Below are 16742 nucleotides of genomic sequence, written 5' to 3'. Positions count from 1 at the left end.
GGTCGTTCAATCGTCCTGTGACTGGTCTTGCGAAACCTCGAACGGCTCCGTCTCCCCGTCGCCGACGTCGGGCTCGGGCGGCCGCGCGACGTCGACCCCGAGGAGTTCGTCCCGGTGCTCGTCCAGCAGCGGCGCGCGGTCGCCCGGCTCGGGCGGCGTCTTGGCCATCTTGATCGGCGTGCCGGCGATCGTCACCGTCTCGTCGGCCTCGGGAAGGTCGGCCTCGACGAGCATCTCCCGCTGCTTCGCGTGCTCGCAGTCGTAGATGTCGGCGACGTCCTGCAACGGCCCGCAGGGGACGGACCCGTTGAGCGTCTCGAGGACCGCCGCGGCCGATCGGGAGCCGACCCATTCCGCGATCGCCTCGCGCAGTTTCTCGCGGTGCTCGAGCCGATCCGCGGCGTCGGCGTAGTCGACAGCCCACTCGGGTTCGCCCATGTGTTCACAGAGGTTCCGCCAGTGGCGATCGGTGAGCGCGGCGATGACGACGAAACCGTCCTCGGCCTCGAAGGCGTTGTACGGGAACAGCGTCGGATGAGAGTTGCCCCGCCGCTCGGGCACCTCGCCGGTGTAGGAGTACTGGTAGACCGCCCGCTCGCCGAGGCTCACCATGGAGTCGTACATCGCCGTGTCGACGAACTGTCCGACGCCCGTCCGCTCCCGGTAGTGCAGCGCCGCGAGAATGTTGACCGCGTGCAACACGCCCGTGAAGATGTCGCCGACGCCGAACCCGACCTTCGTCGGCGGGCCGTCCGGGTGGCCGGTCTGGTGCATCACGCCGCCCATCGCCTGCGCCACGAGGTCGAACGCCGGCTCGTCCTGTTTGGGGCTCTCGACGGTGCGGGGATCGCCGAACCCGCGCAGCGCCGCGTAGACGAGTTGCGGGTTGCGCTCGGCGAGGCGCTCGTACTCGAGGTCGAACTTCGCCATCGTCCCGGCGCGATAGTTCTCGACGACGACGTCCGCCGCGTCGACGAGCGACAGGAAATCGTCGCGGTCGTCCTCGTCGGTGAAATCGAGCTCGAGGCTCCGCTTCCCGCGGTTGATGCTCTGGAAGTAGCCGCCGAAGCTATCGTCCTCGTCGTGAAACGGCGGCGTTTCGCGGACGAAATCCCCGCCCGGCGGTTCGATTTTCACGACGTCTGCGCCCAGGTCGGCGAGCAACATCGTGCAGTACGGTCCGCCGAGCACGCGCGTCAGGTCGAGCACGCGGACGTCGTCGAGAGCGCTCATGATCGTCAACACCGACGGGAAAATGCGGTTTTGTTATGGCTACTGTTTTCAGTTCTACGACGGCTTACGACTCGCTAGCAACGGCGTACATCTCGTACTCCTCGTTGGAGATCACTTTATTGGCGGCTGGGTCGGTCTCGACGCCCGCAACCGCCTCCTCGCTGATATCGAGCCCCCGATAAACCTCCGTTTCCCGCGTTTCGTCGAACGCCGAGATCGTGAGGTAGTAGTCGACGCCGCGGTAGGCCCCGCTGTAGTTGCCCGCCTCGAACCGTTCGGCGTCGACGGTGCCGCTCGAGAACGCCGCGCCGCTCAGGGGAGCTTCCTCCTGGCCCTCGAGGCCGTTGATACCGTGGTCGTACCGGTAGGGGTCGTAGCCCAGTCCGACGTAGGGTTGATCGCCGGCCGTGTGCTCGAAGCTCGACTCGTAGCCGCTGAACTGCTCGTCGGTGACGTGCTGTGTCGGGCTATAGATCAGCGGCGAGGCGTAGACGGTCAGCAGGCCGAGCACGAGGAGCACTCCGAGGCCGATCGACGCCACCGCGTTCGCACCCGGCCTCGTGATGTACCGCGAGAGGCCGGTAATCGCGTGTGCGAGCGCGACCCCACCGAGGATCGTCAGGACGACGTAGATGAACCCGACCTGCCGAAACGCCATCGTCGGCGTCCCGACGAAGTAGAGGGCGAACATGATTCCCAGCGGAACCAGTGCGAGCCCGAAGTACGTGACGAACGTCGACGCCTCCCGGTCGGTCCGGGTCCAGCCGATCCAGGTCACCAGCACGAACAGCCCCGCGACGAGGCCGATCACCGCCGCGTCGAGGAACATCTTCACGAACAGTTCGGCGATGCTGCCGCCGATTTCGGTCAGCGAGGTCCCGCGCTGGTCGACCTCCTGTCCGGCGCCGATGTCCGCAGAGAGGACGCCCTCGACGAGGGTCGTCGCGGCGTTCCGGAACCGCTCGTTGGCGAGCGCCCAGATGGTGAACATCGCGCCGAGCACGACCGTCTGGACGTACGTCGTCGGATGCTCGAGAATCGGGTGGTCGTCGTACCGGCGCCGGGCGAGAAACTGGACGCCGGCGATCGCACCGACGAGGACGACGATATTGACCATCTGCTGGAGGTGGACCAGCAGTAAGCCGATGGCAGTCAGGTAGACGAGAACGCTGAACGGCGAGAGGCCGAACGGCAGCCGTTCGATCGTCGACCGGCGTCGAAGGAACGTGACGAACGCGAAGACCACGACGGGCACGAGAAACAGCGCGTTCGAGTTGGTGTGGACGCCCATGTGCGTCGCGACGTTGTTGATCGGCAGGACCATCCACGCGACGACCGCTGCGCAGCCGGCTGCCAGTCCGGTATTGTCGATCTCTCGAGCAGCCAGCGGGGCGAAGATTAGGAAGGGGACGAACAGGAAGACGATGGTAAACAGCAGCGCACGCTCGATCGAGACGCCTCCGATGTAGTGGACGACCGCCGCCAACGAGTGAACGCCGGGATAGATCAACTCGTGAGGCGCCATATTTCCGGTGACGATGTCGCGCGTCCACCCGAGGTGCGTCAGCGCGTCGCCCATCCCGGCGAACCGGTAGTTCCGAATCACGGGGAGGCTCACGATTGCCGTCACCGCCAAACTGCCGAGTCCAATGGCGATCGCCTGCTCGCGGCCGCGACAGCCGATCGCTCCGAGGACAGCGATCGCCAGGCCGATCGCCAGCCCGGCCCACGTCGCCGTCGGCGTCGCCGTGTACACCGACGCCTCGTACGCGGTCGCGGGGTTCGCTCGCGCCACGAGGATACCGACTGCGACGGCGACGAAGCCGACGGCGAACACCGAATCGAGTGTCGTCCGATTCATTGCCTGTCATCACCCGCCGCTCGAGGGTTGACATCGGCGTCGATACGCAGAGGCATGGGTTGGTCTGAGGATCAGCGATTGCGAGGTTTGTTATGCGGCTCCTATCGGCTGGCGCCGCGTACACCGCGTTCGAGTCCGGATGCTCGCGTTTCCTCGACGTCACCTGTCGCTATCGCCTACGACTGGACCGCCGGTCGCCGGCGGATTCCCTAATGGCCCGTTTCGATCGTGCTCTGGCGCGGATCGAGCGCTCGGTGACCGCCGTCTCGAGCCGGCCCGTTGCGGCGGCCGACCGCTGAAGCATCGGCTTATTGCGCGTACGGCGCCGTTGTCTGTGGTCGACTGTCACCTACACATCGATTTTCGGCCGGCAAACCGAGCAACGGTAATGGTGGTTTTTGTAGCCATTCGTCCTCCAGTATGTGGCATGTCATCAGTCACCATCGGAAATCCCGAGACCGACGGCTCGAGCCTCGAGTGCGAGGTACGTCCCTCGGCCGACCTCGAGCGGTTCTTCACGGGCAACCCGTTTCGAACCAGCTACGATTGCTCCGTCGAGGACGTTCCCGACGGCGTGCTCGCGATACCCGTCCTCGCGAACGTCTGTCCGGTCGCGTGGGCCGACGGCGCGGACATCTACGTCGACGAGGTCGACGCGACCTTCGCGCGGGCGCTCGAGGACGTCAAGGCCAGCCTGCTCGGGATGTACGACTTCCTCGAGGGTGGAACGCTGTACGCGAAGCGGACGATCGACGCCGCGCCGGCGGGTGCCGGTGGTGGAGACGCGGGCGGTGACGACGACGAAGACGGCAGCGACAGCGCCCTCCTCTTCACCGGCGGCGTCGACTCCACGTGCTCCTACATCCGCCACCGCGACGAATCGCCGACGCTCGTGAGCATCCGCGGCTGGACCGTCGCCCCCGACGAGTCCGGCGCCGAGGACTGGCGCCACCTCCGCGAGCGCGTGTTGTCGTTCGCCGACGAATGCGACCTCGAGACCGCCTTTATCGAGACGAACGCGCTCGAGGCGCTCGACCACGCAATGTTGCTCGCTCACTACAAGCGGTTCGTCGACGGCGCCTGGTACAGCTCCGTCGGCCACGGACTCGGCCTGCTCGGCCTCTGTGCGCCGATGGCGTACGCCCGCGGCATCGGCGACCTGTACGTCGCAGCGACCCACTGGGACGGAATCGACCTCGAGTGGGGCTCGCGCCCCGATATCGACGAGTACGTCCGCTGGACGGGCACCGAGTGTCACCACGACGGCTACGAGCTCACCCGGCAGGAGCGGCTGGACGTCATCGCCGATTACGTTGAATCAGATGCACCGGACCTCGAGCTCCAGACCTGCAACGTGCGCATGGACGGCAACTGCGGCGAGTGCGAGAAGTGCTACCGGACCGCCGTCGGCCTCCGGCTGTCGGGCCTCGAACCGACGGCCCACGGCTATCCGTTCTCCCACAACGATTACGCCGACATTCGCCGCGCGCTCGAGGGCGGCGAGTGGGTCTTGGGACAGGACGAGCGCTACATGTGGGCCGACATCCGCGATCGCGCCCAGGAGACAGAGCCCGGGTCGCCGGAGGAAGCGGCGTTCTTCGAGTGGCTGCTCGAGGCCGATCTCGAGGCCCTCGTCGACGAGGCGGAACCGCCGCTGTCCCACCGGCTGTTCCGCGCGGGCGCGAGAAACGCACCGGCCCCGGTGTACAACGCCGCGTATCCGATGTTGACGACGGCGAAAAACGGACTGGATCGCATCCGCGGCCGGTCGCGATAGCTGTTTCGGACTGCCGGCAGGTGACGCCGCACAGATGATGCGCGCGAGAAATCCGACTCGAGCCGCCGTCCTCTTACTCCGATTACGTCGCGACCGCGAGAACCAAAATCGGATTACTCCATGTAGCCGAGGCCCTTCAGGCGGTCCTCGACGTCGTCGAAGTCCTCGTCGACCTCGCCGTCCGGCGTCGCCACCTTCGACACCTCGGACCGCTGGACCTTCGTGGTTGCCGGCGTCGCCGACTCGTCGAACGCGTCGAAGAGCACGCGACCGTCAGCGTTTGCCGGCACTGGCTCGCCGATGCCGTGCAGCAGCGTCGGCGCGACGTCGACCACGCGCGCGCCCCGCAGCGTCGCCCCCGAGTCGATCGACGGGCCGCGACAGAGCATGATCCCCGTGCTGCGGTGGCTCGCCGCGTAGTTCCCGGTGTCGCCGAGCACCTCGTCCTCGATCCCGTTGCGGACGTCGTACCCGTCGATCCCGTTGACGATCAGATCCGGCGAGTCGGGATCGGTGGGGAACAGTTCGTCCCCGTCGTAGACCTCGAGGAGTTGCCGGTCGTTCGCGTCGGTCACCGACTCGAAGACGTCGATGAGCTCTTCTTTGATCTCCGGGACGTCGCTCGGCGAGACGATCCCGTTCTCGAACCGCCTGCTGTCGTTGATGTAACAGTTGCCCGCGTCGTGGACGAACGCGACGGTGCGCTCGTAGTCGACGTCGTAGAGGGCGTGATCGCCCGGGATCTGCTCGGCGACGGTGTCGAGCAGACTCCGCGGGAGGTTCGAGACCAGCATCTCCTCCGAGATGCCGACCCGCTCGAGCATGTTCGTGATGCTGTCCCGCGAGATGCCGAGGCTCGCGAGCGCGCCGCGGGTGCCCTCGTCCTCGCGTCTGAAGAGGTAGCCCTCCCGCTCGAGAATGTGGTTGACGTAGATCAGGTCGTGAATCTCGCCGAAGCCGTGGTCGGAGACGACGTAGAGGTCGGCGTCGTGCTCGTCGGTGTAGTCCATGACGTCGCCGAGCAGGTCGTCGAGTTTCTTGTAGTGGGCGAGCAGCCGGTCCATGTCCCAGACGAGGTGCTGGAACCGGTCCGGCGCGGTGTACACGAAGAAGAACAGCTGCCAGTCGTCGCCCGCGCGGTCCATCTGCAGCTGCATCACCTCCCGGCGCTGCTCGAGCATGTTCGAGACGGCCTCCTCGAACTCGTCGGGGCGGTCGGCGTACTCCGGATAGTCGAGGCTGATCTCGTACTCGCCGACGCGCGACTCGAGCTCGTCGCCGAGGTCGGGCGGATGCGTGAACTCCTGATCGGTGGAGGGAGTCATCATCCCCGTCACCATCGAGCCGTCGATATCGCGGGCCGGGAACGTCATCGGAACGTTCCCGACGTGAGCCGGCTGGAGTTGCTCCCACAGGGGCGGCTGCTGGATGTCGTGGCTCGTGTACATCTCGTGGGAGTACTCCTCCGAGAGGTTCTGGAAGCCGTAGATCCCGTGTTTGTCCGGCCAGACGCCGGTCGCGATCGACGGCCAAGCGAGCGGCGTCGTCGGCGGACGCGTACTCTCGAGCGTGCCCGAGGCGCCTTCTTCGCGCATCCGGGCGAAGTTCGGGAGTTCACCCTCGTCGCTCCACTGCTCGATGAGTCGCCACGGTACGCCGTCGAGTCCGAGGACGAACGCCCGCTCGGACGTGGGGGTAGATCCGCTCATAATTTTAAAACACCTGCTATCGGGCAGGATACCGGATGACCGCTTTGTTATAGGGAGTGTTCACCCCTCATCCGTGTCATCTCCCGGTGCGTTCGGTGGCGTTAACGAGTTGCACCGCGGAATTTTCGGCTGTTTGAACACATTACCGTTAGGATCGCCGACAGTTGCCGATTTCTGGATGTTCCGCCGACAGGACGGTCCGAAACGGCAACCAGTGATCGCGGCTGACAACTGTCCGAGCGGCGCGCAATTGTGGACGGCCGATCGACCGTATCCGGATCGTATCGTCGGCTATCGGTTGCCGTACGACGGGACTTGACATGGAAAGGCGATCAATAACAAAACCGTCCGATCGAATCCATCACGAGTATGACGATCACGCGTGGTGGGAGCTATGGGTAGTGTCGTCGTCTCGCTCGACGCCGAACTCGGCTGGGGATTTCACGACGTCGAGTCCCTGCCGACGGATCGAGTAGAGTCCGGTCGCCGCGGCTGGTCGGTCATGCTCGATCTGTTCTCGGAGTTCGAAATCCCCGCGACCTGGGCCGTCGTCGGCCACCTGATGCTCGAGTCCTGCGACGGGAGACACGCCGAACATCCCGCGCCGGAGGGCTGGTTCGAGCGGGAACGAACCGAGTGGGCGGACCGGGCCGACCTCCGGTTCGCACCCGATCTGGTCGACGCGCTGCTCTCGTCCGAAGTCGACCACGAGTTCGCCAGCCACTCGTTCTCCCACGTCCTCTTCGGACGGCCGGAGACGGACCGCGAACTCGCCGAGGCCGAGCTTCGGCGCAGCACCGAGATCGCGTCGGAGTGGGACCAGTCGATCGAGACGTTCGTCTATCCGCGCAACGACGTCGGGCACCGAGACGTCCTCGCCGACCACGGCGTCCGGGCGTATCGGGGCCGCTCGCCGACGCGGGACGGCGTTCGCGGCCTCTTCGATTCGACGTTTCGCGACCACTCGCTGCTGGTCCAACCGGTCGTCGACGAGTACGGGCTGGTGAACGTGCCGGCCTCGCTGTTCCTGTTCGGGTTCGAAGGGCCGGCCCGAACCGTCGCGGAGTCGATCTGGGAGGACCCGATGGTCGTCCAGGCCCGGCGCGGGATCGACGAAGCCGTCGAGTCGGACGGGATCTTCCACATGTGGCTCCATCCGAATAACCTCACGCACGAGCGGGACGATCACCGGATGCGGGCGATCCTCGCGTACCTCGACCGGAAACGCTCGAACACGGATCTCGCGGTCGAAACGATCGGCGACATCGCGCAGAAGGTCGACGTCGCTCGGAGCGTCGACGGACAAGTCACGCCGATCGACGGCCGCACGATCGGCGACGACTAGTGCTTATAAACGAACGTATCGAATCGACTGACTGAACGGCGAATTCGAATAAGTATCCGTAAAAGACAGCACGCCAGACAGGGGAATCGAAGACTACAACCGCGGCTCGTTCTGTACGGCGCTGATAACAAAACCCGCTGCTGGCCCTGTCACGGACAGATGTCATCCGCAGTTCTGCGCCGATTGACCGACTCGAGTTCCCTCTCCGTGGGCGTTCTCGGCGTCGGAAACATCGGCATGGTACACCTGAAGTCGGCGAGCGCAATGGCAGACGTCGACGTGGTTGCAGCCGCCGACGCGGTTCCCGAGAACCGCGAGCGAGCCGAACGCGCCGGCGCGGACCGCACGTACGACGACTACGCCGCCCTGCTCGAGGCCGAAGACCTCGACGCGGCGGTCGTCGCCTTACCCCCGTTCCTCCACGCCGACGCCGTCGAGCGGGCCGCCGAGGCCGGCGTCGACGTGTTCGTCGAAAAACCGTTCGCTCGCTCGACCGCGGAAGCCGACCGGATGCTCGAGGCCGCCGAGGAGGGCGACATCGCCGTCGGCGTCGACCACACGCTGCGCTACCAGCCCGACATCGTCGGCGTCAAGGAGGCCTACGAGGACGGCAGCGTCGGCCACGTCCCCTACGCGTCGATGACGCGGCTCAACGACGGGCCGCTCGGTCGACCGCCCGTTCGGGACCCGCCCGCGTCCTGGCCGCTCGATCCCGACGCGGCCGGCGGCGGCTCCCTGCTTGAGCTCGGCATTCACTGCTTCGACGTCCTCGAGTGGCTGTTCGGCGACCTCGAGATCGAAAGCGCAGCTACGGGCGAAACGCTTGACGTGCCGGTCGAGGACGCGGCGACGGTCATGATGCGGGCGCCCGAGACGGAGACGACGATCACGCTCCACTGCGGCTCCTACCAGTGGGAGCAACTCCCCGAAGTGAACACCCGGCTCCGCCTCGAGGGCATCACCGGAACGATCAGCAACCGGGACCACCTGCCGAACAACTTCTACGCGGACGCGGCCAAGTCCGCGCTGTCGAACGTCGCGAGCCGCGTGACCGACCTCGATCGCGACGTTTTCGGCCCGACGTTCTACCTGCAGGCCCACTATCGGGCGCTCGACGATTTCCTCGAGGCGATCCGCGAGGGCGAGGCGCCGCCGGTCGACGGCGAGGTCGGCCGCCGGACGCTCGAACTGGCGGAGACGGCCTACGAACTGGCCGACCGGACCGATCGCGAGGAACTCGCGCCGGAGGTGATGACGTGACCGGACCCGTTCGCGCGGCCGCCGTCGACCGCGGCGATCGGCGCGGCAGCTGGATTCCGGATCTCGACGCCCGGATGGCCTCCCTCGAGACGCCGGTGCAGACGCTGCTCGAGTCGGCGCTCTCGGACGAAACTGACCTCGAAACGGCCGAGGAGATCACCCTCGTCCCCGACGCGCACTACCCCTTCCACCCCTCGACCGGAACGGTGACCGACCCCGCCGTCGTCGGCGCACTCGTCGCCGCCCTCGAGGACCGCACCGATGCCGACATCGCCGTTGCGGGCACCACGAACGAGATCATCGACCTCGAGCGGACCGGCCAGTACCTCGGCTATCGGGACCTGCTCGAGCGGTTCGACGCCGAACTCGTCGATCTCGCCGACGATGCCGAGCCGCGAACCGACGTCGTCCGCGAGGTCGACGGCCGGTCGGTGTCAGTATCCGTCCCGACGCGACTCGTACGGGGAGCAGTCGTCACCGTCCCGACGCTGCGGCCGACCGAAGACGGGCGGGTCGCGGGCGGCGTGCGGCGGCTCGCCGATCTCGTCGACTCCGCGGCTGACCCGGAGATCACTGCCGTCGCGGCGACGCAGGCCGTCGACCCCGCGCTCTCCGTCATGGACGCGACGACCGCGTACGGGACCGACCCCTACGCGGCCGACGCCCTGTTCGCGGGACCGGCGCCGGACGTCGACGCCCTCGGCGCGTCGCTGTTCGGCGACGCGACCGATGACGACCCGGTGCTCCGACTCGCCGCCGGGACGGACGACGGGCCGATCACCGTCGAGCGCGTCGGCGCGGGCGCCGACGACCTCGATTTCGACGCGCTCCGTGACCGACTCGCCGGCGCCGAACTGCCGCCGTCGGACGAAACGCATCCCGCCGTGACGACCGCGTACCGCCTCTACGCGGCCGTCGGCGGCGACGCGGTTCCGCCGCAACTCGAGCAGTAACCATGACCGAAGACAAGACTGCAGCAGTCACGGGTGCAACCGGCTTCCTCGGCTCCCACCTCTGCGAACGGCTCCTCGCGGACGGCTGGGACGTCCGCGCGCTCAGTCGGCCGTCGTCGGATCGCGAGGTGCTCGAGGGCGCGGACGAAGGCGAGGACGGCGCGCTCGAGTGGTACGTCGGCGACGTCTTCGACGACGAGACGCTGCGCGAGTTGGTCGACGGGACGGACGCCGTCTTCCACCTCGCGGGCGTCGGGCTCTGGAGCGCGACCCCGGAGACCGTCAAGCGAGTCAACCGCGACGGGACGGCCCACGTGCTCAAAGCCTGTCGCGCCAGCGAGGACGGCGTCGGCCGGCTGGTCTTCACGAGCACGGCGGGGACGCGCCGCCCGAACGAGGCGTCCCCGTTCGCCGACGAGAGCGACGTCGCCGAGCCCATCGGCGCGTACCAGTCCTCGAAGGCCGAGGCCGAACAGCTCGTCGATCGGTACGCGGACGACGAGGGCGGCGACGCCGTCACCGTCCACCCCACCTCGGTCTTCGGCCCGAGAGACGGCTCGTTCACCCCCCAGTTGCTCTCGATGGGCCTCGAGCCGACGATGCCGGCGTACCTACCGGGCGGGCTGAGCATCGTCGGCGTCTCGGACGTCGTGGACGGCATCCTCGCGGCCTACGAAAAGGGCGGCAACGGCGAGCACTACATCCTCGGCGGCGAGAACCTCACCTACGATCGGGCGGTCTCGCGAATCTCCGAACACCTCGGCGGCACGCCGGCCCGGATTCCCGTCCCGTCGACGGCGATCCACGCGGCCGGTCCGGTCGCCGAGGCCGTCGGCGCCGCCACCGGCCGACAGGTGTTCCCGTTCAACCGCCGGATGGCCAAACTCGCGACCGAGCGGCTGTTCTACACGTCCGAGAAGGCCGCCGACGAACTGGGGTACGAGTACGAACCGCTCGAGGCGCACCTGCCGGAGACGGTCGCCTGGTACCGGACGGAGTTCCAGTAACCGTCGGTCCTTTCGGTGTACGGCCGTGCGGTGGGATCGAATTAAACCGGCGACGATTCTGGGCTTCGGATTCGAGAACGACGTCCGCAAACCGATGGCTGCGGCAGTGAGAGAAGTGAGAATATGACGATGGGGAAGACATATAGATCCGCAATTCGCACGCCGTCTTGTGTACCGTCGGACACTTCTCACAACGATCGGAATACCGATCCCCCTCGCTACGGGCGGATATCTTTCGTTCTTCGAAGATACGGGCGAAGCGGCGAAGATTCAGTTAGGCTATCTCGATGTTGCGAATTTCGATACGACCTCCCACAGATTCGAGGTTCGCGTGTTCAAGGACGGGAAGCGAGTGCACTCTTCTTCACACGAGGTTCAGTCGAGAGACGGGGCGACCGTTCACGGAACGGCCGTCGGTTGTACCTGGGATGAAAATCCCGGCGAATACGCGATTTCCGCTCGCGTGGACGACGAGGAGTGGAACGAACTGTCGCTCACCCCCGGTAATTCGCCAGTCACTCCCGACACAGAATGCGCCGTCGTCGGCGTATTGTACCGAGATAATGAAGTAATGACCACCGTCAGTAGCGGTTGTGACCGGGACTACGACGGAATGTGTCCCTTCGCCGCTGCAGTATCCCCGCAACGAGCGGACAGAGCCGAAACTCGCCGTCGGTTTCTCCCTCAGTAAAGAAATGGTACCACCAGTAGAACCCGTAAACAGTAGCTCTCAGGGCGTTAACACGGCCTTGATACAGTTGTCCTCCTTGTTGTTGAACGTCTCGTACAGGTCCGGCCCGTCGCTCAGTTCTCCCTCGTGAGTGACGATAAAGGAGGGGTCGATCTCGCCATCCTCGATCCGCTCGAGCAACGGCCCCAGATACCGCTGGACGTGCGTCTGACCGGTCTTGACCGTCAGCGCCTTGTTCATTAGCGGGCCGAACGGGACGTTGTCCGAGTTTCTGATGTAGACGCCCGGCACCGAGAGCGTGCCGCCCTTGCGGCAGCACTTGATCGCCTGCCGAAGGACGATCGGGCGGTCGTCCTGCAGGTGCATCTCCTGTTTCACCTTATCCGTGACGCCCTTCAGGCCGGTTCCGTGGGCCTCCGTCCCGACCGCGTCGATACACCGGTCCGGGCCGCGACCGCCCGTCATCTCCATCAGCCGGTCGTAGACGTCCTCGTGCTCGAAGTTGATCGTCTCCGCGGCGCCGTGATCGCTGGCCATCTCGAGGCGCTCCTGAATGCGGTCGATGGCGATCACGCGCTCGGCGCCGAGCATCCAGGCGCTCTGGATCGAGAACTGGCCGACCGGGCCGCAGCCCCACACCGCGACGGTGTCGCCGTCCTCGATCTCGGCGTTCTCGGCGGCCATGTAGCCCGTCGGGAAGACGTCCGAGAGGAACAGCACCTGCTCGTCGTCCAGATCTGAGTCGACTTTGATCGGCCCGATGTCGGCGTAGGGAACGCGCAGGTACTCGGCCTGTCCGCCGGCGTAGCCGCCGAGCATGTGCGAGTAGCCCAGCAGGCCGGCCGGCGACTGGCCCATCGCCGCGCGGGCGACCTCGGCGTTGGGGTTCGAGTTGTCACACAGCGAGTACAGGTCCTCCTCGCAGAACCAGCAGGAGCCGCAGCTGACCGTGAAGGGGACGACGACCCGGTCGCCGACCTCGAGGGTTTCGACCTCGTCGCCGACCTCGATCACCTCGCCCATCGGCTCGTGGCCGATGACGTCGCCCTCGCGCATGCCGGGCATGTAGCCGTTGTAGAGGTGGAGGTCGGAGCCGCAGATCGCGGTCGCCGTGATCTCGATCACCGCGTCGTTCGGGTTGACGATCTCCGGTTTCGGAACCTCGTCGATACGAACGTCCTTTTCGCCGTGCCAGGTGAGCGCTTCCATGGTGCCGTCCATTGTGGATCTCCGGTCGCATCTCTCACCCAGCCGTCGGGTAAAGTGAGTCCCTGTTTGTGCAACAGGAGGTCGTTCCGTGCGGGAGAGCGTCCTCGATCTCGCCGTTCGGCTCGGTTGCGTGCCGCGCGTTCTAGCCAACCTACTTGTAAATAGGGTGAGACAATTCGATACGACGATGGAGTTCGACTTCGAAAGTCCGTGGCTCTATATCCTCCTCTTGGTCCTCGTCTGGGTCGTCGTAGCGAGTCTGATCGAACTACTGGCGTTCGACGGAGACGTGGTTTCGACCGTGGTCCAAGGGGCCGCCGGCGGCGTCGTGTTCGCGATCGGGACGTACTATTTTCAACGGCGCGGCCGGTAAGCGCACGCGGTTACCGCATCCGTTGACGCGGCTGCGACCCGATTCGCCGACGGCGCTGGCTTACCAGTAGTTAGTACGGTTTTTGTTCAGAGTCGGTCGCGAAACTCGCGGTCAGTATAGGTTGAGTAGGTGATAGAGCAGCAATCGGCCTCACCGATAGCTGCCAAGAACAGTGTACTGAATACAGAGAATGGATGCAGTAAACCGACTCTATTTATTCCAACCAACTGTGCTGAATTAACTGGTCAATAGAGATCTTGTGGTCGGACGCTGAAGTCAGAGGAGGCTACGATAGTATGGGGCCCATTCTCGTCGATTCGATCGAATTGTGCCTTACTGACTACAAAAATTTTATCATGTTGACGTTTGCACCTCGGAGGTATGTACCGCCGTGCCCTCCTCACACTCGTCGGCGGGAGTCTCACCGCCGTTGCCGGGTGTAGCGATGTCGCCGACGAGCAGACAACCAGTCCACAGTCGAACGACACACCTGATGACACCCCTACCGGGGTCCAGTCGGAAGATCCCCGCATCGATGTCGACCTGACGACGGCACAGTACCGCGTCCACGTCGACGAGGTGAGCCACCCGACAGGGATTAATCAAAGAAACATCCTCTCCGCTGAGGATCGGCATCCGGACTTCGAGACGGCGATACGGGAAGCTCGAGACGACGGCGAGTTCCAGACAGCGGATCCCTCCGAGGGACTGCTACAGTCGATCGACGAGTTCCGGCGGTTCGGGATCGGCTATCGGTACCTCCCGTATGTCGAACTCGATGGCCAGGAGTACAAGTTCGCTGCCGCGGTTCCGGAGTACGTCTACCGATTAGACATAAACCACTCCGACGCTGGCGATCCCGACGACATCGATGTCGATCCCGACCGCATCGCCCACTTTGAGGACGATGTTGACTCCGGGATCGTCGAGGCGTTTGTCGACACGCTCGCCGCCCTGACGCCGCACTCGCCACGTGACTCGTATCGTAGATCGATCGTTCCCGAAGAGGTTGCTTCTTTCGTCGAGACATACGATTACCTCGAGACGCCACAGATGGTTGCTCCCATTGAGGCCGACGTTGAGGACCCCGGCGCCCCGTACACGATCAGGGTCGAGAAACTCACCGAGAGGGATCTGAGGGGGCAGGAAATCATCGATATTGACGAGTTCGGTCCCGAACTTCGCTCATTTCTCGAGACTGCGATTGCCTCGCCACATCGTGCTGAGACCATCTCGACCGACCAGCGGGAGTATCGGACGGATGAGATTCCCGACCTGTACTGGGAATACGTCACCTCCTCCCCCAGAGACGTTATGGATTCGTACGTCCGGCACGAGCGCGAGGTGTACGAGGTCCGAGTCGAGGAACCCGACCGCGATCACCCCATCAACCTCACAGTTACTCCGGTCTCCGACGTAGAGCGTCCGACTTTCGAGATCACGATCTCGCCCGACGAGACCGTCGGGGAGGACGACGAGGTAATATTGCAAAGCCACGGACTTCTCCCGAGTGTACTGTGGGTCGGCGATGGGGACGAACGTCACCGACTGGAGACGCCTGTCGATGACCGCATCGAGTGGCAGGAGGTGGATCAGGACGAGGTTGACATAAAAGATGCCGAATATGCTATCCCTGACCGAGTGATCGCCAATCGCCAGCGTGACACCCTAGTTGCGGGCCAGTCTATCACTCGAACTTACACGTTACCCGAGTCTGTATCCGATGGGACCTACCGTGGGTGGGCATCGCTCGAGGTAGGGCTGAACGTCCCTCATGATGATATGACGGCACATCCATTCGGCGTCACGCTGGAGATGGACACCGAGTGAGTTGAAGCATACTGACTACATTCTCTGTACTGTCTGATCACTCCCCTCCACAAATTGACTCATAGTCTGTGCCACATTCGCGCTGTGTATTCAGCACGACTCCATCAAAATAAGAGACGATTCTGAATACAGCAAGCGGGCCACTATCTACCGTTACCGACCACCCGACGCAACCCGCTCGTACAGCGAGTGCAACCGGTCGGCCGTCCGCTCCACGCTGACCTCGCGGGCCGCCTCGCGACCGTTCGACCGTTCGCCGGACTCGAGAACCTCCCGCAGCCCTTCGATCAACTCCTCGTCGTCCTCGGAGACGAGCGAGGGATCGACCCCCTCGAGGCGCTCGGAGACGTCCCCGACATCGACCGAGACGACGGGAAGGTTGCAGGCCAGCGCCTCCTTGACCGAGTTGGGCGACCCCTCGCTGTGGGAGGTCAACAGCAGGGCGTCCGCGGCGTTCATGTAGTCCGGCACGGTGTCGTGATCGACGCCGTAGACGGTCTGCAGCCGGACCGGGCGGTCGACGAGCCCGTTGACAGCGTTGACGATCCGCCGCGCCCGCGGGTAGTTTTTCACCTCGCGCTCGGGGAGGTAGGGAAAGAGGACGTGGTACTCGTCGGAGTCCCAGCCGACGGCTTCGCGCGCTTCGTCCTGCGGCGCGGGCTGGAACTTCTCGAGGTCGACCCCGTCGGGGATCACCCGGCAGTCGTGATCCAGCGTTTCGCGCATCTCCTCGGACATCACGACCACCTCGTCGCACAGCGGTGCACAGGTGCGGCTCACGGGGCCGACCGGGCCGTAGAGGTCAGAGCCCCACAGCGAGAGGACAACCGGCTTGCGCACCTGTGCGAGCGCCATCGGCGCCGTCAGGCCGTAGTGGGCGTGAACCAGGTCGTATCCGTTGCCCGCCTCCGCGATCACCTCGGGAAAGTACTTGAGATAGTCGGTCGGACTGCGGGTCTTCCCGGAATCGCCCTCCCCCGAAACCGGCAGCGTGGAAAACGAGACGCCGCGTCGCTCGAGCGCGCGCATCTGCTCTGTCATAAACGGCGCATCGGCGTTCGTCGTCAGCGTGAGGACGTGCATCTCAGTCGTCCGACTAGAGCCGGAGAGCGGGCTTTGTTATCCGGAACTTTTTCCGATACGTTCGCCGACCGTACGCGAGTCTCGAGCCGTTGCCCGAGGGTACAATCGGACTGCGGAGACCGTTTCGAGAGGTACTACAAAACGCTTATTGCCGCTACTGTAGTAAAACCGCTACCCGTTCTATGTCCATCTCTCGCCTGCTCTCAGAACTGTTCACCGACGACGCCGCCGACTCCGACTCGCCGTCCGGCCCCGACTCCGCGCCCGGAACCGGGGACGAACGCGAGACCGACGGTCGGTCGACGACCGTCCTCCACGAGTGTCGCAACTGCGGAACGAACGTCGACGCGGACGCGACGGCGTGTCCGGCCTGCGGCAGCGACGACATCGTCACCTACTCGATCGACTGAC

The 16742-nt window shown here is 65.0% G+C and carries 13 protein-coding genes; 8 read left to right on the top strand and 5 right to left on the bottom strand.

Going from position 1 to position 16742, the window contains the following annotated elements:
- Window positions 1-6: 6 nt before the first annotated feature.
- Both mct and HALXA_RS11650 read right to left on the bottom strand, forming a co-directional pair.
- Window positions 7-1233: a succinyl-CoA:mesaconate CoA-transferase gene (gene mct / locus HALXA_RS11655; protein ID WP_013880567.1), complete on the bottom strand. Its 1227-nt coding sequence runs from the start codon at window positions 1231-1233 to the stop codon at window positions 7-9.
- Window positions 1234-1297: 64 nt separating this feature from the next.
- Window positions 1298-3094: a hypothetical protein gene (locus tag HALXA_RS11650; RefSeq protein WP_013880566.1), complete on the bottom strand. Its 1797-nt coding sequence runs from the start codon at window positions 3092-3094 to the stop codon at window positions 1298-1300.
- 427 nt (window positions 3095-3521) lie between these two features.
- Here HALXA_RS11650 and HALXA_RS11645 point away from each other — a divergent pair, with 427 nt between their 5' ends.
- Entirely contained in the window at window positions 3522-4871 is a 1350-nt protein-coding gene (locus tag HALXA_RS11645; RefSeq protein ID WP_013880565.1) for a hypothetical protein, read from the top strand.
- Between the two features lie 113 nt (window positions 4872-4984).
- Here HALXA_RS11645 and HALXA_RS11640 read toward each other — a convergent pair whose 3' ends face one another.
- A complete protein-coding gene (locus HALXA_RS11640; protein WP_013880564.1) occupies window positions 4985-6580 on the bottom strand; it encodes an alkaline phosphatase family protein in 1596 nt (531 codons plus the stop codon).
- 394 nt (window positions 6581-6974) lie between these two features.
- On the opposite strand from HALXA_RS11640, the gene HALXA_RS11635 reads away from it, so the two are divergent.
- The 4 genes from HALXA_RS11635 (at window position 6975) to HALXA_RS11620 (ending at window position 11145) form a co-directional block, all read left to right on the top strand.
- Window positions 6975-7925 carry a polysaccharide deacetylase family protein gene (locus tag HALXA_RS11635; RefSeq protein ID WP_013880563.1) on the top strand — a complete coding sequence of 317 codons (951 nt, stop codon included), beginning with the start codon at window positions 6975-6977 and terminating at the stop codon, window positions 7923-7925.
- A gap of 159 nt (window positions 7926-8084) precedes the next feature.
- Window positions 8085-9185, top strand: a complete 1101-nt coding sequence (locus tag HALXA_RS11630; protein ID WP_013880562.1) for a Gfo/Idh/MocA family protein — start codon at window positions 8085-8087, stop codon at window positions 9183-9185.
- On the top strand, window positions 9182-10138 hold the full coding sequence (locus tag HALXA_RS11625) for a DUF362 domain-containing protein (protein ID WP_013880561.1): 957 nt from the start codon (window positions 9182-9184) through the stop codon (window positions 10136-10138). Before HALXA_RS11630 ends, HALXA_RS11625 begins: the two co-directional genes overlap by 4 nt.
- A gap of 2 nt (window positions 10139-10140) precedes the next feature.
- Window positions 10141-11145 carry an NAD-dependent epimerase/dehydratase family protein gene (locus HALXA_RS11620; RefSeq protein WP_013880560.1) on the top strand — a complete coding sequence of 335 codons (1005 nt, stop codon included), beginning with the start codon at window positions 10141-10143 and terminating at the stop codon, window positions 11143-11145.
- A 730-nt stretch (window positions 11146-11875) separates the two neighbouring features.
- Here the strand turns inward: HALXA_RS11620 and HALXA_RS11615 are convergent.
- On the bottom strand, window positions 11876-13045 hold the full coding sequence (locus HALXA_RS11615) for a zinc-dependent alcohol dehydrogenase (protein ID WP_049895458.1): 1170 nt from the start codon (window positions 13043-13045) through the stop codon (window positions 11876-11878).
- Window positions 13046-13232: 187 nt separating this feature from the next.
- On the opposite strand from HALXA_RS11615, the gene HALXA_RS11610 reads away from it, so the two are divergent.
- Window positions 13233-13418: a hypothetical protein gene (locus tag HALXA_RS11610; RefSeq protein WP_013880558.1), complete on the top strand. Its 186-nt coding sequence runs from the start codon at window positions 13233-13235 to the stop codon at window positions 13416-13418.
- A 381-nt stretch (window positions 13419-13799) separates the two neighbouring features.
- Window positions 13800-15248 (top strand): hypothetical protein, encoded by a 1449-nt coding sequence (locus HALXA_RS11605; protein ID WP_013880557.1) that lies wholly within the window; start codon window positions 13800-13802, stop codon window positions 15246-15248.
- Between the two features lie 153 nt (window positions 15249-15401).
- Here the strand turns inward: HALXA_RS11605 and HALXA_RS11600 are convergent, their stop codons facing one another.
- Window positions 15402-16331, bottom strand: coding sequence for a glycosyltransferase (locus HALXA_RS11600; RefSeq protein WP_013880556.1), 930 nt, complete (start codon window positions 16329-16331; stop codon window positions 15402-15404).
- 182 nt (window positions 16332-16513) lie between these two features.
- Here HALXA_RS11600 and HALXA_RS11595 point away from each other — a divergent pair, with 182 nt between their 5' ends.
- The gene (locus tag HALXA_RS11595; RefSeq protein WP_013880555.1) at window positions 16514-16741 is read left to right on the top strand and encodes a hypothetical protein; all 228 of its coding nucleotides are present in this window, start codon (window positions 16514-16516) and stop codon (window positions 16739-16741) included.
- Window position 16742: the final 1 nt, after the last annotated feature.

Source organism: Halopiger xanaduensis SH-6 (genome assembly GCF_000217715.1).
GTDB lineage: Archaea > Halobacteriota > Halobacteria > Halobacteriales > Natrialbaceae > Halopiger > Halopiger xanaduensis.
The sequence above is the reverse complement of the archived record's forward strand: the minus strand, read 5'-3'. Positions and strand labels throughout refer to the sequence as shown.

Coding starts and splice junctions, on each gene's coding strand:
- mct (WP_013880567.1), bottom strand. CDS start 1,233: ATGAGCGCTCTCGACGACGTCCGCGTGCTCGACCTGACGCGCGTGCTC.
- HALXA_RS11650 (WP_013880566.1), bottom strand. CDS start 3,094: ATGAATCGGACGACACTCGATTCGGTGTTCGCCGTCGGCTTCGTCGCC.
- HALXA_RS11645 (WP_013880565.1), top strand. CDS start 3,522: ATGTCATCAGTCACCATCGGAAATCCCGAGACCGACGGCTCGAGCCTC.
- HALXA_RS11640 (WP_013880564.1), bottom strand. CDS start 6,580: ATGAGCGGATCTACCCCCACGTCCGAGCGGGCGTTCGTCCTCGGACTC.
- HALXA_RS11635 (WP_013880563.1), top strand. CDS start 6,975: ATGGGTAGTGTCGTCGTCTCGCTCGACGCCGAACTCGGCTGGGGATTT.
- HALXA_RS11630 (WP_013880562.1), top strand. CDS start 8,085: ATGTCATCCGCAGTTCTGCGCCGATTGACCGACTCGAGTTCCCTCTCC.
- HALXA_RS11620 (WP_013880560.1), top strand. CDS start 10,141: ATGACCGAAGACAAGACTGCAGCAGTCACGGGTGCAACCGGCTTCCTC.
- HALXA_RS11615 (WP_049895458.1), bottom strand. CDS start 13,045: ATGGAAGCGCTCACCTGGCACGGCGAAAAGGACGTTCGTATCGACGAG.
- HALXA_RS11610 (WP_013880558.1), top strand. CDS start 13,233: ATGGAGTTCGACTTCGAAAGTCCGTGGCTCTATATCCTCCTCTTGGTC.
- HALXA_RS11605 (WP_013880557.1), top strand. CDS start 13,800: ATGTACCGCCGTGCCCTCCTCACACTCGTCGGCGGGAGTCTCACCGCC.
- HALXA_RS11600 (WP_013880556.1), bottom strand. CDS start 16,331: ATGCACGTCCTCACGCTGACGACGAACGCCGATGCGCCGTTTATGACA.
- HALXA_RS11595 (WP_013880555.1), top strand. CDS start 16,514: ATGTCCATCTCTCGCCTGCTCTCAGAACTGTTCACCGACGACGCCGCC.